Source organism: Burkholderia sp. YIM B11467, assembly GCF_052952715.1.
The window spans coordinates 111816-137603 of sequence record NZ_JBQVSQ010000013.1 but is presented as its reverse complement, the minus strand read 5'-3'; the positions used below and the strand labels follow the sequence as shown (position 1 = coordinate 137603).

The 25788-nt window shown below is 65.9% G+C and carries 22 protein-coding genes; 7 read left to right on the top strand and 15 right to left on the bottom strand.

All coding sequences use genetic code 11. The annotated features are described in order from the left end of the window. Positions 1-180: 180 nt before the first annotated feature. Together ACTRWB_RS32805 and ACTRWB_RS32800 are read right to left on the bottom strand one after the other, a co-directional pair. Complete coding sequence (locus tag ACTRWB_RS32805) at positions 181-606, bottom strand: lipocalin-like domain-containing protein (protein WP_129517929.1); 426 nt, start codon at positions 604-606, stop codon at positions 181-183. Between the two features lie 30 nt (positions 607-636). Further along, positions 637-1146 carry a DUF2867 domain-containing protein gene (locus ACTRWB_RS32800; RefSeq protein WP_446904340.1) on the bottom strand — a complete coding sequence of 170 codons (510 nt, stop codon included), beginning with the start codon at positions 1144-1146 and terminating at the stop codon, positions 637-639. A gap of 194 nt (positions 1147-1340) precedes the next feature. Between ACTRWB_RS32800 and ACTRWB_RS32795 the strand changes: the two genes are divergently transcribed. Beyond that, positions 1341-1628: a winged helix-turn-helix transcriptional regulator gene (locus ACTRWB_RS32795; RefSeq protein ID WP_193103133.1), complete on the top strand. Its 288-nt coding sequence runs from the start codon at positions 1341-1343 to the stop codon at positions 1626-1628. 151 nt (positions 1629-1779) lie between these two features. Here ACTRWB_RS32795 and ACTRWB_RS32790 read toward each other — a convergent pair whose 3' ends face one another. Both ACTRWB_RS32790 and ACTRWB_RS32785 read right to left on the bottom strand, forming a co-directional pair. Further along, positions 1780-2625: a hypothetical protein gene (locus ACTRWB_RS32790; RefSeq protein WP_446904339.1), complete on the bottom strand. Its 846-nt coding sequence runs from the start codon at positions 2623-2625 to the stop codon at positions 1780-1782. Next, entirely contained in the window at positions 2622-2873 is a 252-nt protein-coding gene (locus ACTRWB_RS32785; protein WP_193102908.1) for a YkvA family protein, read from the bottom strand. Before ACTRWB_RS32785 ends, ACTRWB_RS32790 begins: the two co-directional genes overlap by 4 nt. Positions 2874-3327: 454 nt before the next feature. Between ACTRWB_RS32785 and ACTRWB_RS32780 the strand changes: the two genes are divergently transcribed. Together ACTRWB_RS32780 and ACTRWB_RS32775 are read left to right on the top strand one after the other, a co-directional pair. Further along, entirely contained in the window at positions 3328-4251 is a 924-nt protein-coding gene (locus tag ACTRWB_RS32780) for a recombination-associated protein RdgC (protein WP_193102909.1), read from the top strand. Positions 4252-4694: 443 nt separating this feature from the next. Further along, complete coding sequence (locus ACTRWB_RS32775) at positions 4695-4922, top strand: hypothetical protein (RefSeq protein ID WP_446904338.1); 228 nt, start codon at positions 4695-4697, stop codon at positions 4920-4922. Positions 4923-5085: 163 nt separating this feature from the next. Here ACTRWB_RS32775 and ACTRWB_RS32770 read toward each other — a convergent pair whose 3' ends face one another. Then, positions 5086-6510 (bottom strand): aminotransferase-like domain-containing protein, encoded by a 1425-nt coding sequence (locus ACTRWB_RS32770; RefSeq protein WP_446904337.1) that lies wholly within the window; start codon positions 6508-6510, stop codon positions 5086-5088. A gap of 401 nt (positions 6511-6911) precedes the next feature. On the opposite strand from ACTRWB_RS32770, the gene ACTRWB_RS32765 reads away from it, so the two are divergent. Both ACTRWB_RS32765 and ACTRWB_RS32760 read left to right on the top strand, forming a co-directional pair. After that, positions 6912-7037, top strand: coding sequence for a hypothetical protein (locus tag ACTRWB_RS32765; protein WP_446904336.1), 126 nt, complete (start codon positions 6912-6914; stop codon positions 7035-7037). Continuing rightward, positions 7030-9204, top strand: a complete 2175-nt coding sequence (locus tag ACTRWB_RS32760; protein WP_446904335.1) for a DUF4132 domain-containing protein — start codon at positions 7030-7032, stop codon at positions 9202-9204. Before ACTRWB_RS32765 ends, ACTRWB_RS32760 begins: the two co-directional genes overlap by 8 nt. Positions 9205-9213: 9 nt before the next feature. On the opposite strand, the gene ACTRWB_RS32755 is transcribed toward ACTRWB_RS32760, so the two are convergent. After that, positions 9214-10626, bottom strand: coding sequence for an aminotransferase-like domain-containing protein (locus tag ACTRWB_RS32755; RefSeq protein ID WP_419690215.1), 1413 nt, complete (start codon positions 10624-10626; stop codon positions 9214-9216). Positions 10627-10857: 231 nt separating this feature from the next. Here ACTRWB_RS32755 and ACTRWB_RS32750 point away from each other — a divergent pair, with 231 nt between their 5' ends. Beyond that, positions 10858-12087 carry an NAD(P)/FAD-dependent oxidoreductase gene (locus ACTRWB_RS32750; protein ID WP_446904334.1) on the top strand — a complete coding sequence of 410 codons (1230 nt, stop codon included), beginning with the start codon at positions 10858-10860 and terminating at the stop codon, positions 12085-12087. 36 nt (positions 12088-12123) lie between these two features. Further along, the gene (locus ACTRWB_RS32745; protein ID WP_048249989.1) at positions 12124-13275 is read left to right on the top strand and encodes a branched-chain amino acid ABC transporter substrate-binding protein; all 1152 of its coding nucleotides are present in this window, start codon (positions 12124-12126) and stop codon (positions 13273-13275) included. 25 nt (positions 13276-13300) lie between these two features. Here the strand turns inward: ACTRWB_RS32745 and ACTRWB_RS32740 are convergent, their stop codons facing one another. The 9 genes from ACTRWB_RS32740 to ACTRWB_RS32700 form a co-directional block, all read right to left on the bottom strand. Beyond that, positions 13301-14221 (bottom strand): hypothetical protein, encoded by a 921-nt coding sequence (locus ACTRWB_RS32740; RefSeq protein ID WP_446904333.1) that lies wholly within the window; start codon positions 14219-14221, stop codon positions 13301-13303. Positions 14222-14322: 101 nt separating this feature from the next. Continuing rightward, entirely contained in the window at positions 14323-14646 is a 324-nt protein-coding gene (locus tag ACTRWB_RS32735) for a TfoX/Sxy family protein (protein ID WP_412025765.1), read from the bottom strand. A gap of 237 nt (positions 14647-14883) precedes the next feature. Then, positions 14884-16605: a phage integrase family protein gene (locus ACTRWB_RS32730; protein ID WP_446904332.1), complete on the bottom strand. Its 1722-nt coding sequence runs from the start codon at positions 16603-16605 to the stop codon at positions 14884-14886. Positions 16606-16728: 123 nt separating this feature from the next. Beyond that, on the bottom strand, positions 16729-17994 hold the full coding sequence (locus ACTRWB_RS32725) for an MFS transporter (RefSeq protein ID WP_446904331.1): 1266 nt from the start codon (positions 17992-17994) through the stop codon (positions 16729-16731). Positions 17995-18009: 15 nt separating this feature from the next. Beyond that, positions 18010-18795 (bottom strand): peptidylprolyl isomerase, encoded by a 786-nt coding sequence (locus tag ACTRWB_RS32720; protein ID WP_446904330.1) that lies wholly within the window; start codon positions 18793-18795, stop codon positions 18010-18012. A 9-nt stretch (positions 18796-18804) separates the two neighbouring features. Then, positions 18805-19488, bottom strand: coding sequence for a respiratory nitrate reductase subunit gamma (gene narI, locus ACTRWB_RS32715; protein ID WP_343494229.1), 684 nt, complete (start codon positions 19486-19488; stop codon positions 18805-18807). A gap of 24 nt (positions 19489-19512) precedes the next feature. Next, entirely contained in the window at positions 19513-20214 is a 702-nt protein-coding gene (narJ, locus tag ACTRWB_RS32710) for a nitrate reductase molybdenum cofactor assembly chaperone (protein WP_446904329.1), read from the bottom strand. Beyond that, entirely contained in the window at positions 20211-21740 is a 1530-nt protein-coding gene (narH, locus tag ACTRWB_RS32705) for a nitrate reductase subunit beta (RefSeq protein WP_343494231.1), read from the bottom strand. Before narH ends, narJ begins: the two co-directional genes overlap by 4 nt. Then, entirely contained in the window at positions 21737-25501 is a 3765-nt protein-coding gene (locus ACTRWB_RS32700) for a nitrate reductase subunit alpha (RefSeq protein WP_446904328.1), read from the bottom strand. Before ACTRWB_RS32700 ends, narH begins: the two co-directional genes overlap by 4 nt. Between the last annotated feature and the right edge of the window lie 287 nt (positions 25502-25788).

The following is a 25788-nucleotide window of genomic DNA, read 5'->3' as shown; positions in this document are numbered from 1 at the left end:
AACAACCGGGCGTGGCGGATCGCAGAACAAGTTTCGAGCGTATCGCCGCGAGCGGCACGCTGGCACTTAAGCGCCAATACGGGCACTGGTCGTGAATTGCTCATAATGGTCGAACTCCGCCGGATACCTCCCCGGTGGTCCGTTACTGGGTCAAAAATTGCGAACTCGGCGTCGCGAAAATTACTCACGCCTAAAGCTGAGAATAGCCCGTCCGATTGGATTTCCGGCCACTAACGGATTCGGCATCCAGGCCGTGCTGACCTCAAGCGTTTCTCCATCAAGCTTGTAGAAGCGTTCCTGCTCACTGCCGTTCCAGGCTTCATTCCAGGACGAGTCAATCTTTGTAATGAACCTGTCGTCATCTATCCGATACCGTCCTGTATAGGCCATCACGGTACGGAAGAGTGCCACCATCTTCTCATCCGTGTTTCCTGGCTCCCGCGTCTTTGCGGTAACCAATACCATCATTCGCCCATCAGAGCTGAAGATAAGGTACCCGTTCGGGTCTGCGCCCCAAGGTTGAGTGCGCTCGTTTGAATCCTGAAGCTCGGCATCGAAAGAGATCAGCCGCCAGCAACCGTGGAGTTCTGCATCGTGCTCGGTCATGTTTCCGCCCGCCCTACCGCCAACGCATACTCAAGTCCTCATTTCCCTTACTGCTCGCTCCAGATTCGCCCGCACAATAACGCGATGAAACGGCGCAATGCTCGCAAGATAGATACGTCCCAGTCTGTTATGACAGTGCACCACTGTGCCCGCAAGCAGCTCGCGCCCATTTTCCGCATCGGCGAGCAGTTGGATGGTGACGCGAAAGTCCAGATGCCGGTCATCCGCGCCAACGATCAACTCCGTCGCGCTCATTGACAGCACCGGCAAGTAGCCGATAACCGGTCCGCGCGCCGCGCCGGCAAGACCAACGGCGCGAGACGATTTGACGCCGACTGTCGCCATCACCACATCGCGGACATACGTGAGCGCACGAATCCATCCCGCCTGGTGCTCGAACGCGGTACGTGCCAGCACCTCGAGATTGTCGCTAGCTTCCGCCGGCAATCGAATTGCAAAAGCATCCAGCAGGTCCGCACCCGCGTAGAGCGGCACAAGCACACTGTCACTAGGCATGGGCACGGCGCGCGCTTTGGTCATGAGTTCAGGTACCGGATGCTGGGGACGGGAGTAGCAACGACCTCGACATGTGCTACTCTTTTCGTAGCAAAGAGAATGTAGCGAATTTTCCCGACATGCGCTACTGATTTGATAGCATCTTTGGAGCAAAAGACGTGGCCGACACACCTCTCCCGGGCAATCCGGTGCGTGGCTCCCGCACAGGCCAGCCCGTTATGGCGCTGTTCGATCTTCTTGGGCGCAACTGGACCATGAGAATATTGTGGGAGTTGTGCCATCACGGACCATGCACGTTTCGAGAATTGCAAGGTCGGTGTGAGTCCGTTTCTCCTGGTGTCCTCAACTCGCGTCTCAAGGAACTCCGCGAGTCGCAACTCGTCGAGCTTGGTGCCGAGGGCTACCAGCCGACGTCCATGGGAAGGAGCTTGTTTGAACTCCTCCTTCCGTTGGATCGGTGGTCGAAACGCTGGGCGACTTCATTGGCGCGCGATCAGTTGCCATGAACCTGGAAACTGCAGCTGGATGCGTCCGAGCGGGCTGCCATGCGGTGCGTGGGCAAGGAGGCGCACGCCACCCGCGTGCCGTACACCGGTAGACTCCCGCCGCTTTCCCAAGCGCTCGTCTATCGTGTTTGAATGCCGGACTGCGCTGCCGCTACGGCCGCGATTCGGTTCTGCGCCCGTTAAGCCATTCGTTGATGGCGGCAAGCGCCGTCGATTCGATTCCCAGGTACCCGTGCGGAGCCTGCCCACCACATTCGGCGTGCTTGTTACCTCCGCCCATGGTGCTCGATACAGCAACGAAATCAAAATTGTTGTCGGCTGCCATACGCTTGGCTGCCCAGAATGGCGACGCGGCACAAACGTCATGTTCATTCGATAGCACCAATACACGCGCCTTGTTTCGCGGCCAGGCGACATCAGACAATCCCGGCTTGCCGTGAACTGCTACCGACACCGGCGAAGTGAGCACGAAAGCATCCGCGAGGTCGGGATTGCGTAACAGCACGTTACCCACCGTAATCGTTCCACGGCTCGTACCAACCAGTGCAACTTTGGCGGCCGGGTAACGTTTTTTCAGTTCCGTAACGACGGCGACAACGTCCTGACTTGCCGCCCCACTCAGCCGGAATTCGTCATCCATCCCTTTCGCCTGGTCCGATGGCGCGTCGAAAACGACCGCGGCATCACCTACCGTCGTCCAGTAAGGTGCGGTTCGCACCAGAAAATTTCCCTGTTCGTTGGTCGGTCCATTTTCTGAAAGAGCAACGACGCCATCGCTTCCCGCGAAGAGCACGATGACCCATGCTGGTGGGGTCGATGGGGAATTGATGTAGATGTTTTGGGTTTCATTGCGGCTCTTCACGGAAACCAGTTCGCCCGCGCATATCGCGTGACTGCCAACCGCGAAGACGGTCGCAAGCAGCAGCCGACTCCACATCCGCGCTGTGGTGGAACCTTGCAATCGCGCGATGCGATTGACCGACGGACGGGAGCTCATCTGCGGCGTAGATGTTGCAGCTGGGTCGGGAGACAGCGGATCATCAAATGCAACGCCAACGGAACCAGCACGCCATCGTCCACAATCCCGACGAATGGGACTGCGAAATTGAAAGGATCGATCGCGTACAACGCGACCAGAGCGACAGCAGGAATCAACCATCCCGGGCGGTCGGGATGACGCAGTGCGTATCCGAGAACACGCAGATCGCCCCTGACAACTTTCCAAAGCAATGCGATTCTTCTCATGCCGGTGGTTCCTTCTAACCGATCAAAATGACCTCACGAGCTCCATCCGTACAAACGCGCGGCGCTCGTTTCCGCGACTCAAATCCTACTCCCGGATAGAGCGGACCGACGGTCAATAAATGTCAGAAGCCGGCTTACATTCCTTGCTCAGTGATTGTTGGTGATCCAGACGACGATGCCGGACGTCTCAAAGTGGCCGAACCCGCGGCACACGAATCAATCGTCCAACCGTCGCATTCGGCGTCGACTTCTTCAAGCGAAGGTCTACGCGTCGGCTGTTGTATTCCTCCGTACCGGGTCAGGTGCCGGGTTGACGGCAAAAAGTGCCGATGGAACGGCGTGTCTCGAGTAAGTTGCGGACGTTCAGGTGTCGCTAGCTGCGACGAGACGAACGGCACTTCATGGCCACGAAGCATCACCGTCATATAGAATGGTGCGCTTTGCCCGTACCCCTATGTGGTTCAAGAATCTTCAGCTTCATCGTCTTCCGGCCCCTTGGGCCGTTACCCCCGATCAGATGGAAAAATGGCTGGCGCCCCACGCGTTTCAGCCGGGCAGCAGCGTCGAGATGCAGCGCCACGGATGGGCGTCGCCGCGTGACGACGGCGCGCTGGTGTATTCGATCAACCGGCAGATGCTGCTGGTGTTTCGTGCCGAAAAGAAGCTGCTCCCGGCGTCGGTCGTCAATCAGGTGACCAAGGCCCGGGCGCTTGAGGTCGAGGAGCAACAGGGCTTCAAGGTCGGGCGAAAACAGCTGCGCGAACTCAAGGAGCAGGTGACCGATGAACTGCTGCCGCGCGCGTTCACCATTCGCCGCGATACCCGCGTGTGGATCGATACGGTGAACGGCTGGCTCGTCATCGATGCGGCTGCACAGGCGCTTGCCGACGACGTTCGCGGCCTGCTCGTCAAATCGATCGATCAGTTGCCGCTCGCCGGCGTTCATGTGGCGCTTTCGCCGGTCGCCGCGATGACGGATTGGCTGCTGTCCGGCGAGGCGCCGGGCGGATTCACCGTCGACCAGGACGCCGAGTTGCGCTCGACCGGCGAAGGCGGCGCCACGGTGCGATACGTCGGCCACGCGCTGGAAGCGAACGACATGCGCCGGCACATCGAGGCCGGCAAACAATGCATGCGCCTCGCGATGACCTGGGATGACCGAATCTCCTTCGTGCTGACACCGTCGCTGACGATCAAGCGTGTCACGCCGCTCGACGTGATCAAGGAAGCGACGGATCCCACCGCGCAGAACGACGATGAACGCTTCGATTCGGATGTCACGCTGATGACGGGTGAATTGGCGCGGATGTTGACCAGTCTTGTCGATATCCTGGGTGGCGATCAGCACGACTCGATTCAGAAGGCGGCAGCAGCCTGAATGCCGCCGGCTGTCGAGGATCGTCGCCCCGCGACGGCGGGGCTTCGCGCTGACGCGACATTGCGAGGAGGACCGTCGCCGCGCTGGCGGCGGGTCGCGGCTGGGTGGTCGCGATCCAAGCGGTCAGTTAGAATTCCCGAAAGCGGTCGTTCGGTGGAGCACCGCAACACGGACAATTTCACCATGTTCACCCCAGAGTTTTCGGCACGCGATCGAACTGAACACATCTTGGTTGTCAATCATTTCATCGAGACCGAGAAAGCACTCCGGCTCAGTCTCGCGTTCGTTCGCGCTCGCGTCCATTACGGACGTCAACACATCCCATTGTCCTCAGCGAGGTTTGTGGTGTACTACGACGTCCGTGGGCAAAAGGTTGTGGACGACATTGAAGTGCGCCTCACCAACGCTCTTAAGGACGTTGCCGAGGTTAGGGTGAAGCGATCATGAGTCTTCAACTCGTAGTGCAATGTGGCAGTGTCGCCGATGTGGAGGCCGTGCTTGCACCCTCCTGTGGCGACGCTGCTGAGGTATTCGCAATCGATACGAACAACGTTGGGATTTCCATTCCAACGGTGTTGCTCGACCCTGTCGAGGAAGAGACAATCCGAGCCGCGTTAAGACATGCACGCGTCTACGACCTCTATGCCGGCGTTTGGAACGACGCCGCTTGACCGGTCTTCCGTACAGTTCGATCTGGATTGCCCCGTCGAATGACCAAAACTGGCCGAACGCCAACAAATCGCATCGCGCCCCCCATCCCCTCCCCGCAACAACCCAAAAACAAAGCCGGCCCCAGGCCGGCTTCGTCATTCCCCCGCAAGCGACAACCCCCCGTCACTTCATGCACGCCGCAGCCAGCTTCCCGACCGCGATCACCGCCTGCTCGATCTCCGGCGACCACGGGCTGCTGTAGTTCAGCCGGATGAAGTTCCGGTAGCTGTCCGTGATCGAGAACATGTAGCCGGGGCCGATCGTGATCCCCTGCTCCAGCGCAAGCTGGTACAACCGCATCGCATCGACCTGCGCGGGCAGCTCGACCCACAGCACGTACCCGCCCGCCGGACTCGAAATACGCGTGCCCTCCGGAAAGAACCGCGACACCATCGCACGCATCAGGTTCGCCTGCTGTGCATACGCCTTGCGCAAGCGCCGCAGGTGATGCTCGTAACCGTCCCGTTCGAGAAACTCCGCGATCGCGAGTTGCGGCAGCGATGGCGTCGCGAGCGTGTTCAAGAATTTCAGCTTTTCGACCTGATCGCGATAACGGCCCGGCAACGCCCAGCCGATCCGGTACGCGGCCGTCAGGCTCTTCGAAAACGACGCGCAATGCAGCACGATCCCGCTGCGGTCGTACGACTTCAGCGAACTCGGATGCGTATCGCCGAAATACAGTTCGTTATACACACCGTTCTCGATCAGCGGCATGTCGGCCTTCGTTGCGAACTCCACCAGTTCGCGCTTGCGCTCGTCGGGCATCTGAAAGCCGAGCGGGTTCTGGAAGTTCGGCATCACCATGCACGCGGCGATCGGCTGCGACTTCGCGATCGCGGCCAGCGCCGCGATATCGATCCCGTATTCCGGATGCGTCGCGACCTCGATCGCCTTCATCCCCATCCGCTCGATCGCGTGCAGCATCGCGTAGAACGTCGGCGACTCCACTGCGATCGTATCGCCCGGCTTCGCGACCGCCTGCAAACACAGGTTGATCGCCTCCGTCGCGCCGACCGTCACGATGATCTCGTTCGGATCCACCGACATCCCGTTTTCCAGGTAGCGGCGCGCGATCTGCCGGATCAGTCGCGGATGGCCGGGCGGCAGCCCGTCCGTCACGCCCCACAGCGCCTTGTCGCGGCCGGCCGCGTACGCGTAGCGGTTCAGCTTCTCGAACGGGAACAGGCTCGGGTCCGGATACGGCGAGCCGAGCGGCACCGCGTCGTCCGTGCCGATCGAGCGCAGCGTCGACAGCACGAGCCGGCTCACGTCCACGGACGACGAGATCGCGATCGGCTTCGACGGCCGTAGCTCGCGCACCGGCGCGTGGCTGTCGTCACGGCGCAGGTTCACGAAGTAGCCCGACTGCGGCCGGCTTTCCAGCAGCCCGCGGCTTTCGAGCAGCAGATACGCGTGCAGCACGGTCGTGATGCTGATCCGGTGTTGCTGGCTCGCCTGCCGCACCGACGGAATCCGGTCGCCGTGCCGGTACACGCCCTGGCGGATCAGGCGCTCGATGTCGTCCGCGAGTTTTTCATAGAGTTTCATCGTGCGCCTCCCGCCGGCATGCGCAGCCGCGCCGCCATGCCGTGTGCGTCCGGGTCGCACGTGTTCCGCCCGCCGACCGGGCCGTCGTGATTCCTGATCTTTCCCTCCGGTTTTGCCTTTTCCATCGCACTGGCTCTCTCTTGAAGATGCGCCGCCAGGGGTCCGGAACAACAGGATCTGCGGCACTGTGCACTTGATTGATTAATCTTAAAAGCAGAACAGTTGGCGAGGAGTACACACATCGATCATGCGAACAAGAGTACAGTTCGGCGCGAATCGCGCATGGCGGGAGAACTGTACGTCTTATGAAATGGCCGGGCGGCCGACAGCCTTTCTCCAGACTGTTCTGATCGGGATGCAATACTGTGCGATCGCACGGTTTTCATTGCCGGAGTCAGACCATGCAGCACACGATCGAACAGGCATTCGCCCCCGGCGGCACAATCCGCGCCACCCGAAAAGTACAGAAATGGAGCCCGAACGAAGCGGCCGGGCGCGGCGCGAATCGGGAGACCCCGCATGACTGACCGCGCGCTCGTCGCCCTGCTCGTCGCGCGGCTGACCGGCACCGCCGACCATCCGCGCTTCACCGGCGCGCCGATCGACCTGTCGGCGCTCGACGCGCACGCGCTCGGCGCGGTCTGGCCGGCGCTGCGCCGCACCGAGCGCGAGATCGTGCCGCCTGATTGCGCATACAACGATCCGCGCGCCGAATTCGCGCGCTGGCTACGCGGCCAGATCGATGCGCTCGGTCTTGTGCCGCTCGTCGACGCCGATGCCGCGCTCGAACTGTTCCGCGACATCCCGCCCGGCGCGTGGCAACGTGCGCTGGAGGAGCTGCCCTGTCTCGACGCGCCGCCATCGCCCGCGCTGCAGGCCGAACTCGCCCGCATCGCGGGCGAACCGGAGGAAGGCGGCCTGCGCGCCGCATCCGCATACGGCGCCTATGCGCTCGACTGGTTCGCCGGCCGCCGCGACTTCTCGGCACGACGCGACACGTATGCGCAAGCGCTGGCCGATTCGCCGTTTCGCGTGCGCGAACTCGACGTGCTGCCCGAGCTCGGGCCGGCCGCGCTGCTCGCGTTGGCCGCAACGCACGACGGTTATTTCGCGCCGAAGCGGCTGTGGATCGACTTCAGCGATCCGGCCGTCACGCTCGCGGAAGACGCCGCGTACGTCGAATTCGCACGCGATGCGCTGACCGAGGCCGCGCGGCAGGTCGCGGCGCTGCATGCAGGCACCGTTCCGTATCAGGCCGATCGCGCGTTCACAACCGACGACGCGCAGGTCGTCGCGCGCGCCGCGCGCGTGGCCGCCTACCGCGACGAAGCGTGGTTGCGCCCGCTGATCGGGCCGCTGCTGACGGGCGTATGCGTCGCGCCGACGGCCGCGAAGACGGCGCCGTCGCAGTCGCTCGCGATCGCGCTCGGCCATGCGGTCGAAACGATTCCCACCCCCGAGAGCGTGCGCGCGCTGCGCGATGCGCTGGCCGTCGTGCGTCATGCCGGCGTGCAGAAGAAGCTCGCGCGCAACCTGAAGCCGGCCGAACGCGCGCTCGGCGAGCGGCCGCACACCGCGCTGCGCATGACGCTCGACGCAAAGCCCGACAAGAAGCAGCTCGCGATGCTCGCCGCGTGCATGGAAGCGGGCTTCTGGCAGCCGATGACACTCGGTCATGCCGAGTGGCGCGAGCGGCTCGTCGATGCGCCGGCCGGCGCCGCGTTCTCCGCGCGCATGATCTGGCACGCACGCGCCGGCGATAGATCGACGCAGTCGTTCATGCCGGACATCGTGAAAGGCAAGGTCGTGCTGCGCGACGCGGCCGGGCACGCGTGCGACATCGCCGACGACAGCGACATCCGCCTGTGGCACCCGTTGCTGGCCGACGCGGACGAGCGGCTCGCGTGGCAGCGCGCGATCGTCGGCCGCGCACTTCGGCAGCCGGTCAGGCAGGCATTCCGCGAGTACTACGTGCCGGCGGAAAACGACGCCTCGTCAAGCGATTCCGCGATGTTCGAAGGTCATGTGCTGTCGAGCCGGCCGCTGCTCGGCGTCGCGCGCCGCGAAGGCTGGTCGATCCGCGCGTACGACGACGGGCTCGTGCGCGAGTTCGGCGACGTGCGCGCGACCTTCCTCGTCGATGCACGGCTCTATCCCGGCTCGGAAAGCCACGGCACGTCGCGCCGGCTGCATGTCGAACGCCGGCACGGACGACGCTGGGTGCCGCTGCCGATCGGCGAGATCGATCGTGTCGTGTTCTCGGAAGTGGCGCGCGCGGTCGACCTGCTCGTCAGCGTGGCCGCGTTCGCACTCGACGACGACGCGACGCGCGCGGCAGCCTCCGCACAAACGGTCGACCCGGTTCGCCAGCGCGACATCGAAGCGGAACGCTGGCAGCGCCTGAACCGGCTGTCGGATCTGCCGCTGGGCGTGATGGCGCGGCATCGCAAGCACGTGCTGTCGCTCGTGTTCGCCGAACCGATTGCGCAAGGAAGGATGACGATCGACGAACGTCATGTGCGCGTCGGCGCATGGTCGGTGCATTGCGCGACCGGCCGCGTGACGCGTGACGGCGAACCCGTCGATGCCGCGATCGAGCCGCCGCCGTCGCCGCTTCGCGCGGTGCCGTGGCTGCCTTACGACGAAGCGCTGCTGCAGCGGATCGTCGACGTCGTCGCGGGTTTGCTCGACTGAGCGACGGCGTCAGATCGAGCCGAACAGCGCGCGCGGCCGGTCCTTCAGCGTGCCGGACAGAATCCGCAGCCCGTTGACGAGTTCGTCGCGCGTGGCCGGGCACGCGAGGTTGATGCGCACGCCGTGCTCGATTTCCGCACGATCGACCGCGAACGTCGACGACGGCATCACGATCACGCCGCGCGCCTTCGCGTTCGCCGCGAAATCGTCGGCCCGCCACGGCGGCGGCAGCCGCAACCACACGAACATGCACGCGGGGTCGGACTTCAGTTGCCCGGCCGGCAGCAGTTCCCGCGCGAGATCGACGCGCGCGCGAATCTCCGCGAGTTGCGCGGCCATGATCCGCTCGGCGGTGCCGTCCTCGATCCAGACCGTCGCGATCAGCATCGACGTGGGCGCCGGCATCCATGCGGTCGTGCGCACCGCTTCCGCGCACAGCGCGACGCTGTCGCGCGGGCAGCTCAGGTAGCCGAGGCGCAGCCCGGGCGCCAGAATCTTCGACGTCGCGCCGATATGGAACGTCAGTTCGGGGCACAGCCCCGCGATCGCCGGCAGCCGGTCGCGCACGAGCGGCCCGTACACATCGTCCTCGATGATCGTCACATGATGGCGCCGCGCGACGTCAACGAGCGCCATCCGGCGCGCGAGGCTCATCGTCGTCACGGTCGGGTTCTGCAGGTTCGGCACGACGAAGATGGCCTTGACCGGCATGCGCTGGCAGATCCGCTCGATCTCGTCGGGCAGCAGGCCATCGTCGTCGGCCGGCGCGCTGACGATCTCGAACTGGAATACCGGCGCAAGCGCCTTGAGCCCGTAGTACGTGAGGCGATCGGCAACGATCACGCCGTCGGTGCCGATCAGGCTGTTCAGCACCGCGTACAGCCCGTGCTGCGCGCCGCTCGTGACGACCACCTGGTCGCGCGACGGCGCGAAGCCGGGCGCGGCCAGCCATTGCGCGCCGGCCGCGCGTGCCCACTCGGGCCCCTGCGGCGGCTGGTATTCCTGCAAGGCGGCGAAACGCGGGTCGTTCGGCAGCGTGCCGAAGGTCTGCGCGAGGCTCGCCAGAAACTCGCCGGTCGCCGGGCGGTTCACGGTCAGGTCGATCACGCCGTTGCCCGCCGCGAGCGACGCGCGGGCCGGCTCGATGCTCGGCATCGCGCCGCCGGTGACGAGCGAGCCGCGGCGCTTGCTGCCGATCACGAGGCCGCGCAGCTGCAGTTCCTTGTACGCACGGGACACGGTCGACACGTTGATGCCGAGCTCGGTCGCGAGCTGGCGCTGCGGCGGCAGGCGGCTGCCCGGCGGATACATGCCGTTGCGGATTTCCGCCTCGATCGAGCTCGATACCTCGACATAAGTCGGCCGCTTCGCCGGTGCCGGCGCACCGCCATCGCGCTCGCCGGAAAGTTTGTCTGATGCCATTTGTCGCCTGTGACCACACAAAAAGCGTTTGTCTGCCATTTTGACCTGCCCAGCGATTGTATATGACATCCCCTCCCCGTCAAACGTCAGCGGAAAAGTCTGTTGAATCAGCCGGTTGAAATCGGGTAAACACTAGCGCCACACAATCTCATTTTGATTGCACACAAAAAATTACTGTGTGATTCTTAATCTCAACTTTGTGTGAACCATGTGTGCCGGAGGGGATGCGTCATGGCGAACGTCGCCATCGTGGGTGCAGGCTTCATCGGGCTCGGCGCGGCGGCTTGGCTGCAGCGCGACGGGCATCGCGTGACGCTGTTCGATCCGGACGGCGTCGGCCACGGCGCGTCGTTCGGCAACGCCGCGACGTTCGCGCCGTACGGCTGCGTGCCCGTGAACGGCCCGTCCGTGTTCCGCGACCTCCCGCACTTCCTGTTCGCCGCCGACAGCCCGCTGCGCATCCGCTGGCCATACCTGTTGCGTGGCGCGCCGTGGCTCGCGCGCTTCCTGCTCGCATCGACACCCGAGCGCCACCAGCGCAGCGCAAGCGCGCTGGCCGCGCTGCTGTCGCGCGCCGCAGACGGTTATGCGCCGCTGCTCTCGACCACGCGGCTCGCGGCGTTCGTACGGCCGCGCGAGTGCCTGTACCTGTATGCGCGGCAGGCGTCGTTCGATGCCGCACAGCCGTCGCTCGCGCTGCGGCGCCGGCTCGGCGTGCCGTTCGAGCTGCTCGACGCGAACGCGATCCGCCGGCTCGAGCCCGCGCTCGCGCCGATCTTCGCGCGCGGCGTGCTGTTTGTCGGCAGCTGGCATTTCTCCGATCCGCACGGTTTTCTCGGCGAACTGTTCGCGCATCTGGCTACCGGCGGTGCGACGCTCGAACGCGAGCGCGTCGAACGAATCGAGCCCGCCGGTGACGGCGTGAACGTCCATGCGGGCGGTGTGGCGCGTACCTTCGATCAGGTCGTCATTGCCGCCGGCGCGCGCTCGCGCGCATTCGCGGCCGCCTGCGGCGATGCGGTGCCGCTCGATACCGAACGCGGTTATCACGTGCAGTTCGCCGCGCACGAACAAATCGTCACGCGGCCGGTCGGCTGGGCCGAACGCGGCTTCTACATGACGCCGCTCGACGAAGGGCTGCGCGCGGCCGGCACCGTCGAACTCGGCGGCTTCGACGCGCCGATGAACCCGTCGCTCGTCGCACTGCTCACGCGTTCGGCACGCGAGGCGCTGCCGTCGCTCGGCGCGCCGACGCGCAGCTGGCTCGGCTTCCGCCCGACGCTGCCGGACGGCGTGCCCGTCATCGGCCGCGCCCGCGACAGCGCACGCGTGATCCACGCGTTCGGGCATCAGCACCTCGGCGTGACGCTCGCCGGCATCACCGGGCGGATCGTCGCCGACCTCGTCGCCCAGCGCGCGCCGCCGCTGGACCTCACACCTTACCGGGCCGCGCGATTCTGACGCGCGCCGCGATTTCAACCACTGCAAGGAGGCATCATGAATCGTCGTAACTGGCTGGTATGGCTGGCCGTCTGCTCGATCGGCACGGTCGCCGCGTCCGCGCAGGCCGCGGATCCGGAAACCGTCAAGATCGGCTTCGCCGGTCCGCTGACGGGGCCCGTCGCGCGTGTCGGCAAGGATCTGCAATACGGTGCGCAGCTCGCGCTCGACGAGGAGAACGCGAAGCATCCGACCGTCGGCGGCAAGCCCGTACGCTTCGTGCTCGACGTGCAGGACGACCAGGCCGATCCGCGCATCGCGATCCAGGTCGCGCAGAAACTCGTCGACGACGGCGTGGTCGGCGTGATCGGCCACTACAACTCGGGCTGCAGCATCCCCGCGTCGGCCGTCTACCGGCAAGCGAACGTCGCGATGATCACGCCCGGCTCGACCAATCCGCAACTGACGATGCAGGGCTTCAAGAACGTGTTCCGCACGATGGGACACGACGGCGTCGGCGGCGTGGTGGCCGGCCGTTTCGCGGTCGAGCAGCTGAAGGCGAAGCGGATCGGCATCATCGACGATCGCACCGCGTTCGGCCAGGGCCTTGCCGACGCGTTCGAGAAAGGCGTGAAGGACGCGCACGGCAGCGTCGTCGACCGCGAATACACGAACGACAAGGCCGTCGATTTCCGCGCCATTCTGACGACGATGAAGAGCAGCAACGTCGACCTGTTGTTCTTCGGCGGGCTCGACGAACAGGGTGCGATGCTCGTCAAGCAGATGCGCTCGCTCGGCATCCGCGCGCAGCTGTTCGGCGCCGGCGCGCTGAAAAGCAACGCATTCCTGAAGATTGCCGGCAACTCGGGCGAAGGCACGCAGGATCTCGAACCGGGCCCGGCGCTCGACAAGTTGCCGTCGGCCATCGCGTTCGCGCAGCGCTACAAGGCACGCTTCAACCAGGACGTCGAGCTGTATGCGCCGTTCGCGTACGACGCGGCGCTCGCGATGATCGCGGCGGTCCGCAAGGCCGATTCGGTCGATCGCGGCAAGATCGTCGCGAGCCTGCCCGGCGTGTCGGTCACGGGCGTGACCGGGAAGATCTCGTTCGACGAGCGCGGCGACCTGATCAAGCCGCCCTACACGCTGTTCCGCGTCGAACAGGGACAGTGGCACAGCATCCGCACGGTCGGCGGCGCGTCGAACTGAGCGGCAAACCGGCAGCAGGCGCCGCCTACCGCGCCGCCTGCTGCCGCTGGACTTCCTGTGCTTTCATCTGCAGATATGCGCTCCGCTCCACTTCGTGCAGTTGCAGCGGATACTGCTCGGTCGCGTCGAACCAGCGCGCGAGGCGCTGGTCGAGCGGCTTGTCGAGCGTCGCGAGATACGTGTCGATCGCGAGGTAGTAGCGCATCGTGTTGCGCTCCAGCAGCCCGCGCACGCCGCCGATGTATTGCGGCTTCGCGACCGATGCATCACCGGCGGGCGTGAAGCCGACCTTCTCGCTGCCGACCGTCGCGAGGTAGGTCTTCATCGCCATCCGGCCGACCGTGCCGAAGCCGTACGAGTAAGTGAGATGCAGGAATGTGCGCGACGCGCCGACCGGCACGGCCTCCAGCGCGATCCGGTAATCCTTCGTGCCCATCGGGCCGCTGTCGGCAGTCAGGTCGGTCTGGAAGTAGTCGGCAGTTGCGGCCGCCACGCGATAGCGGAACTGCAGGCGATAGGTATCCGACAGTTTCTGCTGGATCTTGCGGCCGACGTTCACGTCAAGCACCGGGCCGTTGCTGCCGCTCGATGCATGACAGTACTTCGTGTTCAGGTGCAGGATCAGCACCGCGCACCAATTCGTGGGGCCTTGCGCGGGATCGTTGAGCTGGCTGTTCACGACCGCGAACGGATAGTCGACCACCGCGTAGATGTCGCCCTTCAGCGACGACGACGACTCCGACGATTCGAGGTAGAGCGGCCGGCGAAACGCGTTGTCCTTCAGTTGCGCGCCGAGGCTGTGGTAACGGTCGAGCAGCGCCGCCGCGCCGTTGCCGCCCTCCGCGCCGAACGACAGCACGCTCCAGCCGACACACACGGCCGCGACGAGCGCGTGCCAGACGCGACGGGCACGCCACGTGCCGCGCGGATGTCCGGATGTCTTCATTCTTGTGCTCCCGCCGGGGGCGCGATGGTCGCGCGCATGATTCACAGAATACGCCTGCGCCCGGCACGACGTTACGCGTGGTTACGCGGGGTTCATGGCCGCTAACGGCTCCGCTTCACCGGCACCGGCAACTGCGCGGCCGTGATCCGGATCAGCGCCGACAGCCATTCGCGGTCGTCCCAGCGATCGCCGGCGATCACGAGGTGCGGCTTCGCGCCCGGATACGGCGGGCCTTCGTCGCAGGTGCCGAGAAACGCGCGGCCTTCGGGCGTCGGCTTGACGAACAGCCGGTCGTCGCAGACGAGCGCAACCATCTTGCCGTCGCAATAGATGCCGTATTCGCCGAACATCTTGCGGGCCGAAACCGTACCGGCCGCCGCCATCTGCTCGACGATGAAATCGACCGTACCCTGGCTCGATGCCATCCGTTGCTCCTGGTGAAAAAACGTATGACCGCCGTGTGTGCCGGACCGTTCCGTTGTATCGGCGGCTACGTTGCCGCAAGTCGTCGATGCGTCGACCGAAAACGCATTCAGGTACGGGCGTCCTTTCCGGCCAACAATTTCCTGACACACCTGACAGTTACATCGCGGCCCGATGAATCGCCCGATGGCGCTTCACAAAAAATGACGCGGACATGACGCGTCCGTGTATTCCGCTACTTACTTGTCCGCCGCAAACGCACTCGACATCTGCCGCGCGCGCTTCACATCGTCGCCATGCAGATAAATCGACGTGGTCGAAATCGACGCATGCCGCAGGTTGTCGCGCACCGTCGTCAACTCGGCCCCACGCGCGAGCGCGTGCGTCGCATGCGTATGACGCATCCAGTGCGGGCTCGCCTGCCGCAGCTTCTGCGCGAGCGCCGGATTGTCGGTATCGACGGCGTCGGCCGTCTGCGCGAAGAAGCGCTGCATCACCTTCCACAGCCGCACGCTCGTGATCGCGGCCGCACCGTCCTCCGCGAGGCTCGGAATCAGCGGCGTATCGGGCCGCCAGCGCGCCGGCGTGACCGGCAACCGGCGCGCGACCAGGTGACGATCGAGGGCTGTACGCGCCAGCGGCGGCAGCGCGACGCGTGCGGCCTTGCGCCCCTTGCCGATCACCTTCAGCCACGCATCGCCGTGTGCGTCCGTCTCGATGTCGCCGAGCGTCGCGCCGACCAGCTCGCTCGCACGCAGCCCCGTCGCATAACCGAGATCGAGGATGAAGCGCAGCCGTTGCGCGGCGGCCGTCGTCCAGCCGGACGACGCCTCCTTGCGGAACTCGAGCCCGTCGGCGATCGTGCGGACGAGCAGCCACTCGCCTTCGGTGAACGCATGCGACGTGTCGAGTGCGTTCGCGCCGCGTGTGTCGCGCACCTTGACGCCCGCGAACGGATTCGCGAGCAGGTAGCGCTGCTCGATCAGCCAGCGGAACAGCGCGCCGAGCACCGACAGCGTGTAGGCCGCCGAACGCGCGGACAGCGCGCCCGAGAACGGCCGCCAGTCGGGCGCGCTGCGCGGCCGCACGGGCCCGACCCAGCGCTCGTGCGGCGTCGGGCGCCGCAGGAACCCGCGATATGCGACCGCATCCTCGGTCGTCAGCGACGACAGCGCGCGGCCGCGCTCGACGATCGCCCACAGGATCAGCCGCTCGGCTTCCTTGCGGTACGCGCGCCGCGTCGCGGCCGATTCGTGCAGCGACAGCCATGCGTGCACGGCCGCGTAATCGGTGTCCGCGTCGAGCGTGCTGGTCGCGCGCGGCGCGCGGAACGTGCCGGCCGAGCCGTCGACCTCGTGCGGCAGCTTCAACTGCTCCCACGGCACGATGCTGCTGCGCGGCGTCGCGGCGATCAGCGCGCGCGCCCGTTCGGTCAGGTCCGGATGCGCGGCGAAAAACGCCTCGATGTGGCGCGCGCTGGCCACGCCGAGACCCGCGATCGCGCTCCACCACTGGCGTCGGCGCGGAATCCGCACCGTGAGATCGGCCAGCGTCGCGATCCCGTGCGCACGCAGCGCGGCGACCGCGCGCGCGGGCAGCCACAGGCCGACGTCATCGCTGATCTGCGGCGCCGGCGCGCGCGCATGACGCAGCAGGCCGATCGCTTCGTTAGCCGCCTTCGCCTCCCGTAAACGCTCACCGTCGGGATGACCGAGCCGCTCCGCAAGATCGGGCCGACCGGCCTGCCGTGCGACGCGCACGAGGCGGCGGCGAATGCCGCCGATCACGCCGCGCGCCGACCGCCCTTCGCCAAGACGATCGGGCAGGTAACGCTCGACGGCCTGGCGCACGGTCATGCCCGCGTACCACGCGCGCAGCGCGGCCAGTTCGTCGGCATCGGGAAAGCCTGCGGGCGCAGGCGCGGAATCGGGAGAAGGCGGTGAAGCGAGGCGCGGTTTCATGGGCGCCAGTTTGACAGAAGCGCGTGCGGCCGGATACGTCGTGCGAGGGCTTCCCCGCACCACGATGCGCTTACGCGACGCCGAGCTGTCCCGGCATCGCGCAAGCGCATCGAACCGCAATCGTCAGCCCGTGACGGGCGTGCGCCGCACTTCCGACAGATAGATGAGGATCAGCGACACCCACACGATCCCGTACAGGAACATGAAGCAGGTCGTGCGCACGCGCAGCAGGTCGAGCAGCACGCCGAACAGGATCGGCAGCAGGAAGCCGCCGAGCCCGCCCGCGAGCCCGACGATGCCCGTGACGACGCCCATGTTGTCCGCGAAATCGTCGGCAACGTACTTGAAGGTCGATGCCATCCCGAGCGCGAACACCGCGCCGAGCACGAAGGTCAGCGCGACGAAGCCGGCCACCGGCATCGACACGTTCAGCGTCGCACTGCCGTCGATCGTGTGGATCACGAAGTCGGTCGCCGGATACGACAGCAGGAACAGCGCGATCCACGCGACCCACAGCCCCCACCACGTGACCGCATGCGCGCCGAAGCGATCGGACAGCGCGCCGCCGAGCGCGCGCAGCACGGAGCCCGGCAGCGAGAAGCCGGCCGCGAACGCGGACGCCATCACGAGCGACATCCCGTATTCGCTCTTCAGGTACTGCGGAATCCACAGCGACAGCGCGGTGAAGCCGCCGAACGTGATCGAGTAGTACTGGCAGAGCCGCCACACGCGCGGGTCGCGCAATACCTTGAACGAATCGAGCAGCGAACCGCCGCGCTTGCCCGCGCCCGGATCGGGCGCCGACGCGAACCAGAAGATCAGGGCCGTCACGAGCAACGCGACCGCATACACGCGCGGTACGAAGCGCCAGCCGTACGCGTCGAGCAGCAGCGGCGTGACGAACAGGTTGACGGCCGCGCCGACCGTGCCCGCGCCGAACACGCCCATCGCGAGCCCGCGCCGCTGCGGCGGAAAAAAGCGCGCGACATACGGCGTGCCGACCGCGAACGACGCGCCGACGCAACCGAGGAACAGCCCGATCAGCAGGAACTGCCAGAGCTGCGTCGCGTAGCTGACGATATAGACGGGCACCGCGCACACGACGAGCAGCACCGTCATCACGATGCGGCCGCCGAAGCGGTCGGTCCACGTGCCGAGCGGCAAGCGCATCAACGCGCCGGTCAGCACCGGCGTCGACGTGAGCAGCCCGAACTCCGTGCTGTTCAGCCCGAGATCGGTGCGCAGCTGCACGCCGAGCACGCCGAACATCATCCACACGACGAAACACACCATGAACGCGAGCGTGCTCGCGGCGAGTACCGACCACGCGCGCAGCGGGATGGCCGGCACGTTCGCGACCGGCCCCGCATTACCTTGTTGAGTTGCCATACGCAAAACCTCGTTTCATTGGACGAGCGGCCCGTTCGCGCCGTCGAAGGTCACCCCTTCGACGCGCGCGCCGCCCGCGAGAATCGCCACGTACTGCCGCATCGCCCGCTGCCGCACACGTTCCGACAGGTACGCGGCGATCTGCGCGGCGGCTTCGTCGAACGGCACCGCATCGCCCGGCACGCGGCGCTCGATGCGCACGATGTGGAAACCGAAGCGCGTGTTGACGAGTTTCGGTAGTACGCCGAGCCCCTCCGTCTCGAACAGCGCGGCTTCGAATTCCGGCACCGTGTCGCCGCGCAGCAACTGCCCGAGGCTGCCGCCGACTTCAGCCGACGGGCAGTTCGACGACGCGCGCGCGACCGCTTCGAACGTATCGGGCGCGGCGACCACGTCGGCCAGCTCGCTTTCCGCGCGGTGCCGTAGTGGCGCGAGCGGCACGCGGTCCGTCACCGCGAACAGCACATGGCTCGCATAGACAATGTCGTTGCGGCGAAAACGCGCCGGATACTGCGCGTAGTAGCGCTCGCAATCCGCGCGGTCGGGTTCGGGCACGTGGGTCAGCTCGCGCTCGAGCAACGCGTCGACGGCCGCGTCGTCGAGCGGCGCGCCTTCGTCGAGCAGCGCGAGCGACACCGCGCGTTGCCGCAGCAGCTCGCGCACCGCGAGCGAGCGCCGCGCCGCATCGAGCGGATCGGGCGTGTCGCCGTGAAACGCGGCCTCGGCCGCGATCGCGTCGTCGCCGATCGCGACGCCGTTGATGCGCAACGCGGCCGGTGCATCGGAAAGAACGTCGTTCATGCGGCCTCCTCAGCGCTTGCGCACGAGCTGGTACGGACGGATCAGGTATGCGACCGATGCGATGCCGCTCCAGATGTGCACCATCCGCGTAAACGGCGACACGAGGAAGATCGTGAAGCCGAGCAGGATATGCAGCCGGTAGGTCAGCGGCACGCCAACGAGCAGGCTCGCGATGTCCGGCCGGAACGTGACGACGCCCTTCACGTAGTCGGTGAGCTGTTCGAACATCGCGCCGTCCATGTGGCGCGTCGACAGCACGACGGTGCCGAGCCCGAGCGCGAGCTGCACCCACAGCATCAGCACGATCAGGATGTCGGACTTGCGGCTGTTGCGGCGGATGCGCGGGTCGCCGAGGCGCCGCCAGATCAGGATCGTCAGCCCGATGATCGCCGCGACGCCGGCGGCGCCCCCCGCCACCATCGCGACGAGCTGGTGCCCGGACGCCGACAGGAACGGCGACACGAGCCAGTGCGGCGCGAGGAAGCCGCCGAAGTGCCCGAGCACGACGACCAGCACACCCCAGTGGAAGAGGTTGCTGCCGAGCCGCAGCATGCCGTGGCGCAGCAGCTGCGACGAATCGCTCTTCCACGTGTACTGCTCGCGGTCGAAGCGGATCAGGCTGCCCACCAGCAGCACGGCGAGGCAGATGTACGGGTAGATCCCGAACAGGAACTGATGTAGATAACCGTTCATGAGTGTCCCCAGTTGGGCCCGCGCTTACGCGCCGCGGGCCGGTCGCTTGTCGTGGAACCGCACCGTCTGCTCCGCCTGTGCCGGCGTGGTCGCGCCGACGAAGCGCACGGCCTCGTCCGCATACGACGCATCGAGTGCGCGGTAGTCATCGACGCTCGGCCGCTCGGCGGCCACGTCGTCGTCGACGTCATCCGGCGCGTCGACCGGCGCGAGTCCGGCCAGCGGCAGCAGCGCGCCGACGACGAAGTTGTAATGGCTGCCGCGCTGCGCGAGCTGCCCGGCCAGCGCGCGCAGGATCTCGCCGGTTTCTGCGAGCAGCTTGCGCGCGTCGGGCGCCGGCAGCCGCGACAGGTATTCGAGAAACACCGGCAGGTAGTCGGGCAACTCGCCCGGGTTCAGGAACAACCCGTGCCGCTCGTACATCTGCAGCAGGTCGACCATCGCCTGCCCGCGGTCGCGCGATTCGCCGTGCACGTGCTCGAACAGGTACAGCGACGTCGCGCGGCCACGGTCGAACAGGCCGACATAGTTCTCCTGCAGCGTGAGCAAGTCACGCTCACGCACGTAGGCAAAGAACCGGTCGAGGCCCGCGCGCACCGCTTTCGGCATGCGCGTACGGTCGCGCAGATGCGCTTCGATCGCGTCGAGCGCGGCGACGAGCGACTCGTCGGGATAATCGAGCAGCGCCGCGAGCGCCGCATAGGTCGGATCGGGTGCGGTGCTCATCGCGATGCCTCGTGGATCGGAATCGTCTTCGTGCCCTTCCTCGGGCTGAACAGGCTCGCCTCGGAGCGGCCGTCCGAGCAGCCGTTGCCGAACGAGAAGCCGCACGATGCGCGCAGGTCGTACGCGTTCTCCGCGTACTCGCGGTGCGTCGTCGGGATCACGAAACGATCCTCGTAGTTCGCGATCGCGAGATAGCGGTACATCTCCTCGACCTGCGCGAGCGACAGCCCGACCTGGTCGAGCACGCCGCGCGCATCGATGCCGTCCACGTGCCGCGCGCGCATGAACGCGCGCATCGCGAGCAGCCGTTCGAGCGCGAGCTTCACGGGCGCCTCGTCGCCGGCCGTCAGCAGGTTCGCGAGATAACGCAGCGGAATGCGCAGCGATTCGACGTCCGGCAGGTAGCCGTTCATCCCGAGCGCGCCGCTGTTCGCGGCCGAGTTGATCGGCGACAGCGGCGGCACGTACCACACCATCGGCAGCGTCCGGTATTCCGGATGCAGCGGGAACGCGATCTTCCAGTCGATCGCCATCTTGTAGGTCGGCGAACGCCGCGCGGCGTCGATCCACGCGGCCGGCACGCCGTCGCGCTCGGCCTGCGCGATCACGGCCGGATCCTCCGGATCGAGGAACAGCGACAGCTGCGCTTCGTACAGGTCTTTTTCGTTTTCCACGCTGGCCGCCTCGCTGATCCGGTCGGCGTCGTACAGCAGCACGCCGAGATAACGAATGCGGCCCACACAGGTTTCCGAGCACACGGTCGGCTGGCCGGCCTCGATGCGCGGATAGCAGAAGATGCACTTCTCGGCCTTGCCGCTCTGCCAGTTGTAGTAGATCTTCTTGTACGGGCACCCCGACACGCACATGCGCCAGCCGCGGCACTTGTCCTGGTCGATCAGCACGATGCCGTCTTCCTCGCGCTTGTAGATCGAGCCCGACGGGCACGACGCGACGCACGCCGGGTTCAGGCAGTGTTCGCACAGGCGCGGCAGGTACATCATGAAGGTGTTCTCGAACTGCCCGTAGATGTCCTTCTGCACCGATTCGAAGTTGTAGTCCTTCGCGCGCTTCTCGAACTCGCCGCCGAGGATTTCCTCCCAGTTCGGCCCCCACTCGATCTTCTCGAGCCGCTGGCCGCTGATGACCGAGCGCGGTCGCGCGACCGGCATCGCGCGCGTATTGCCGGCTTCCTGCAGATGCGCGTAGTCAAACGTGAACGGCTCGTAGTAGTCGTCGATCTCCGGCAGGTGCGGGTTCGCGAAGATCTGCGCGAGCAGTCGCCACTTGCCGCCAAGGCGCGGCTCGATCTTGCCGTCCGCGCGCCGCTGCCAGCCGCCGCGCCAGCGGTCCTGGTTCTCCCAGTCCTTCGGATAACCGATGCCCGGTTTCGTCTCGACGTTGTTGAACCACGCGTATTCCATCCCTTCGCGGCTCGTCCACACGTTCTTGCAGGTCACCGAGCAGGTATGGCACCCGATGCACTTGTCGAGGTTCAGCACCATCGCGATCTGTGCGCGTACCTTCATGACGTTTCTCCGGTGCGAACGTTTTCAGTGGCAGCTCCGGCTTCCTCACCGTCGAGCCAGTCGATCTTGTTCATCCTGCGCACGATCAGGAACTCGTCGCGATTCGAACCGACGGTGCCGTAGTAGTTGAAGCCGTACGCCAGTTGCGCGTAGCCGCCGATCATGTGGGTCGGCTTCAGCGTGATGCGCGTGACCGAGTTGTGGATGCCGCCGCGCGTGCCGGTGATCTCGGAGCCCGGCGTGTTCACGATCTTCTCCTGCGCGTGGTACATCATCACCATCCCGGACGGAATCCGCTGGCTGACGACCGCCCGCGCGCACAACGCGCCGTTCGAGTTGTAGCACTCGATCCAGTCGTTATCGACCGCGCCGATCGCCTTCGCATCGTCTTCCGACATCCATACGATCGGGCCGCCGCGCGACAGCGTCAGCATCAGCAGGTTGTCCGTGTACGTGCTGTGGATCCCCCACTTCTGGTGCGGCGTCAGGAAGTTCAGCACGCGTTCGGGGTTGCCGTTCGAGCGCGTGCCGACCATGTGCGCGTAGCTGCCCGTATCGACCGGCGGCTTGTACGCGCACAGCGATTCGCCGAACGCGCGCATCCATGCGTGATCCTGGTAGAGCTGCTGGCGGCCGGTCATCGTGCGCCACGGCACCAGTTCGTGCACGTTCACGTAACCGGCGTTGTACGACACGTGCTCGGATTCGATCCCGCTCCACGTCGGCGACGAGATGATCTTGCGCGGCTGTGCCTGGATGTCGCGGAAGCGGATCTTCTCGTCCGCGCGCGCGGCGGCCAGGTGCGTATGGTCGATGCCGGTGATGCTGGACAGCGCACGCCACGCCTTCACCGCCACTTCGCCGTTGGTCTCGGGCGCGAGCGCCAGGATCACCTCGGCCGCGTCGAGCGCCGTGTCGATGCGCGGCCGCCCTTGCGCGGCGCCGTCGGCCACCTTGTAGTTGAGCTCGCCGAGCAGCTTCACCTCGTCCTTCGTGTCCCAGCCGATCCCCTTGCCGCCGTTGCCGAGCTGGTCCATCAGCGGCCCGAGCGACGTGAAGCGTGCATACGTGTTCGGATAGTCACGCTCGACGACGGTCACGGTCGGCATCGTGCGGCCCGGCACCGGCTCGCATTCGCCGCGCTTCCAGTCCTGCACGTCGAACGGCTGCGCGAGTTCGCCCGGCGTGTCGTGCGCGATCGGTGCGAGCACGACGTCGCGCTCGACGCCCAGATGCCCGTCGCACAGCTCGGAGAAGCGCTTCGCGATCCCCTTGAAGATGTCCCAGTCGCTCTTCGATTCCCACGCGGGATCGACCGCCGCCGACAGCGGATGGATGAACGGGTGCATGTCGGACGTGTTCATGTCGTCCTTCTCGTACCACGTCGCCGTCGGCAGCACGACGTCGGAATACATGCAGGTGGTCGACATCCGGAAGTCGAGCGTCACGAGCAGGTCGAGCTTGCCGCGCGGCGCTTCGTCGTGCCACGTCACTTCCTCGGGGCGCGGGCCGCCCGTCGCGCCGAGATCCTCGCCCTGCACGCCGTTGGTCGTGCCGAGCAGGTGCTTCAGGAAATACTCGTGGCCCTTGCCGGACGAACCGAGCAGGTTCGAGCGCCACACGAACAGGTTGCGCGGGAAGTTGCCGGGCGCATCGGGATCCTCGCTTGCCATCTTCAGCGCGCCCGACTTCAACTGCTGCGCGATGTCGGCGCCGGCGTGCGCGGGATCGGCGAGCGCCGCGCCAACCTTCAGCGGATTCACCGCGAGCTGCGGCGCGGACGGCAGCCAGCCCATCCGTTCCGCGCGCACGTTGTAGTCGATCGGCGCGCCGTGGAACTGCGACTTGTCCGCGAGCGGCGACAGCAGCGTGGCCGGGTCCATCGAGTCGTAGCGCCACTGGTCGGTATGCGCGTAGAAGAACGACGTCGCGTTCATCTGGCGCGGCGGGCGGTTCCAGTCGAGCGCCGCCGACACCGCCGTCCAGCCGGTCTGCGGCCGCAGCTTCTCCTGGCCCACGTAGTGCGACCAGCCGCCGCCCGGCTTGCCGATGCAGCCGCACATGATCAGCATGTTGATGATCGCGCGGTACGACATGTCCATGTGGAACCAGTGGTTGATCCCCGCGCCGATGATCACCATCGACTTGCCCTGCGTCTTGTGCGCGTTCTCCGCGAACTGCCGCGCGACCGAGATCACGTCCGCGCGCTTCACGCCGGTGATCGTCTCCTGCCATGCCGGCGTGTAGGGCAGGTCGTCGTCGTAGCTCGCGGCCACGTCGCGGCCGCCGAGGCCCTGGTCGAGCCCGTAGTTCGCGACGAACAGGTCGTAGACGGTCGCGACCAGCATGTCGCCGTTGCGCGTCGCGACCCGCCGCACGCCGATCCGGCGCGACAGCTCGGAAGCATGCTGCGTCGAGTTGAAATGCGCGTGCGGCTGGTTGCCGAAATACGGGAACAGCACGTCGACCACGTCGTCGTGCGCGGTCGTGCACGACAGCCGCGGCGACAGCGCCGCGCCCTTCGACGTCTCGCCGCGCAAGTTCCACTTGCCCTTGTCGGCGTCGTTCTGCTGCCCCCAGCGAAAGCCCACCGAGCCGACCGGCACGACGAACTCGCCGTTCGCGTCGTCGATCATCACGGTCTTCCAGTCCGGATGCGCGGCCTCGTCGAGCGCGTCGTCGAAGTCGGATGCGCGCACGAGGCGCTCGGGCACGTAACCGTCGCCGTGCGGCACGAGGCGCACGAGGCACGGCATGTCGGTATAGCGCTTGCAGTAGTCGGCGAAGTAATCGCTCTTCCTCGCCAGATGGAATTCCTTGAGGATCACGTGCCCCATCGCGAGCGCGAGCGCCGCGTCGGTGCCCTGCTTCGGGTGCAGCCACAGGTCGCCGAACTTCGCGCCTTCCGAGTAGTCGGGGAACACCGACACGACCTTGGTGCCTCGATAGCGCGCCTCGACGAGGAAGTGCGCGTCCGGCGTGCGCGTCTGCGGGACATTGGAGCCCCACATCATGATGAACGTCGAGTTGTACCAGTCGGCCGATTCCGGCACGTCGGTCTGCTCGCCCCACGTTTGCGGCGATGCGGGCGGCAGGTCGCAATACCAGTCGTAGAAGCTCAGGCACACGCCGCCGATCAGCGACAGGTAGCGCGAGCCGGCCGCGTACGACACCATCGACATCGCCGGAATCGGCGAGAAGCCGACCACGCGATCGGGACCGTGCCGCTCCACCGTGTGGACATTGGCCGCCGCGACGATCTCGTTGACCTCGTCCCAGCTCGCGCGCACGAAGCCGCCAAGCCCGCGCCGGCTCTGGTACGAACGCCGCGCCGCGTCGTCGTCGACGATCGAGCGCCACGCTTCGACCGGGCCGAGCGTGCGGCGGCGCTCGCGCCACAGCTTCACGAGCGCGCTGCGCACGAGCGGATGCTTGAGCCGGTTCGCGCTATACAGGTACCAGGAGTACGAAGCACCGCGCGAGCAGCCGCGCGGCTCGTGGTTCGGCATGTCGGGGCGCGTGCGCGGATAGTCGGTCTGCTGGGTTTCCCAGGTGACGATCCCGCCTTTCACATAGACCTTCCACGAACACGAGCCCGTACAGTTCACGCCGTGCGTCGAGCGGACGATCTTGTCGTGCTGCCAGCGCATCCGGTAGCCGTCTTCCCATTGACGGTCTTCATCCGTGACGGCGCCGTGACCGTCGGAAAAGCGTGGCCGCGTGGTGGAGAAATAACGCAATCTATCCAGGAAATGGCTCATGGGGATCTCGTTTTTTCCGGTCTTTTGGCAGACCCTGATTATTTAAGGAGGTGAAATACCGGTTGTAAAGGTCGATCGGATTTCGATCGTTCCGCCCTTTTCACCCGGGTCAAACCGATTGTCGTGCGCATCGACATATCATGATTTGATACAAATCACGGTATCGTTCATTCGAACGCAACAACGAAACCCAAATGGGGCGCGACTGCGCGGCACGGCCTGCTATGCTGCGCACTGCATTCCCGCGTCATCCGTTTCGTTCCCCTCCGCGCATCGCGGAGCCGCGA

Bases quoted from the DNA above. Each gene is read 5' to 3' on its own strand.
- ACTRWB_RS32740 (WP_446904333.1), bottom strand. From the start codon at position 14,221: ATGAAGACATCCGGACATCCGCGCGGCACGTGGCGTGCCCGTCGCGTC.
- ACTRWB_RS32790 (WP_446904339.1), bottom strand. From the start codon at position 2,625: ATGAGCTCCCGTCCGTCGGTCAATCGCATCGCGCGATTGCAAGGTTCC.
- ACTRWB_RS32795 (WP_193103133.1), top strand. From the start codon at position 1,341: ATGGCGCTGTTCGATCTTCTTGGGCGCAACTGGACCATGAGAATATTG.
- ACTRWB_RS32800 (WP_446904340.1), bottom strand. From the start codon at position 1,146: ATGACCAAAGCGCGCGCCGTGCCCATGCCTAGTGACAGTGTGCTTGTG.
- ACTRWB_RS32805 (WP_129517929.1), bottom strand. From the start codon at position 606: ATGACCGAGCACGATGCAGAACTCCACGGTTGCTGGCGGCTGATCTCT.
- ACTRWB_RS32730 (WP_446904332.1), bottom strand. From the start codon at position 16,605: ATGAAACCGCGCCTCGCTTCACCGCCTTCTCCCGATTCCGCGCCTGCG.
- narH (WP_343494231.1), bottom strand. From the start codon at position 21,740: ATGAAGGTACGCGCACAGATCGCGATGGTGCTGAACCTCGACAAGTGC.
- ACTRWB_RS32780 (WP_193102909.1), top strand. From the start codon at position 3,328: ATGTGGTTCAAGAATCTTCAGCTTCATCGTCTTCCGGCCCCTTGGGCC.
- narJ (WP_446904329.1), bottom strand. From the start codon at position 20,214: ATGAGCACCGCACCCGATCCGACCTATGCGGCGCTCGCGGCGCTGCTC.
- ACTRWB_RS32770 (WP_446904337.1), bottom strand. From the start codon at position 6,510: ATGAAACTCTATGAAAAACTCGCGGACGACATCGAGCGCCTGATCCGC.
- ACTRWB_RS32785 (WP_193102908.1), bottom strand. From the start codon at position 2,873: ATGAGAAGAATCGCATTGCTTTGGAAAGTTGTCAGGGGCGATCTGCGT.
- ACTRWB_RS32725 (WP_446904331.1), bottom strand. From the start codon at position 17,994: ATGGCAACTCAACAAGGTAATGCGGGGCCGGTCGCGAACGTGCCGGCC.
- ACTRWB_RS32760 (WP_446904335.1), top strand. From the start codon at position 7,030: ATGACTGACCGCGCGCTCGTCGCCCTGCTCGTCGCGCGGCTGACCGGC.
- ACTRWB_RS32700 (WP_446904328.1), bottom strand. From the start codon at position 25,501: ATGAGCCATTTCCTGGATAGATTGCGTTATTTCTCCACCACGCGGCCA.
- ACTRWB_RS32765 (WP_446904336.1), top strand. From the start codon at position 6,912: ATGCAGCACACGATCGAACAGGCATTCGCCCCCGGCGGCACAATCCGC.
- ACTRWB_RS32720 (WP_446904330.1), bottom strand. From the start codon at position 18,795: ATGAACGACGTTCTTTCCGATGCACCGGCCGCGTTGCGCATCAACGGC.
- ACTRWB_RS32775 (WP_446904338.1), top strand. From the start codon at position 4,695: ATGAGTCTTCAACTCGTAGTGCAATGTGGCAGTGTCGCCGATGTGGAG.
- ACTRWB_RS32735 (WP_412025765.1), bottom strand. From the start codon at position 14,646: ATGGCATCGAGCCAGGGTACGGTCGATTTCATCGTCGAGCAGATGGCG.
- ACTRWB_RS32750 (WP_446904334.1), top strand. From the start codon at position 10,858: ATGGCGAACGTCGCCATCGTGGGTGCAGGCTTCATCGGGCTCGGCGCG.
- ACTRWB_RS32745 (WP_048249989.1), top strand. From the start codon at position 12,124: ATGAATCGTCGTAACTGGCTGGTATGGCTGGCCGTCTGCTCGATCGGC.
- narI (WP_343494229.1), bottom strand. From the start codon at position 19,488: ATGAACGGTTATCTACATCAGTTCCTGTTCGGGATCTACCCGTACATC.
- ACTRWB_RS32755 (WP_419690215.1), bottom strand. From the start codon at position 10,626: ATGGCATCAGACAAACTTTCCGGCGAGCGCGATGGCGGTGCGCCGGCA.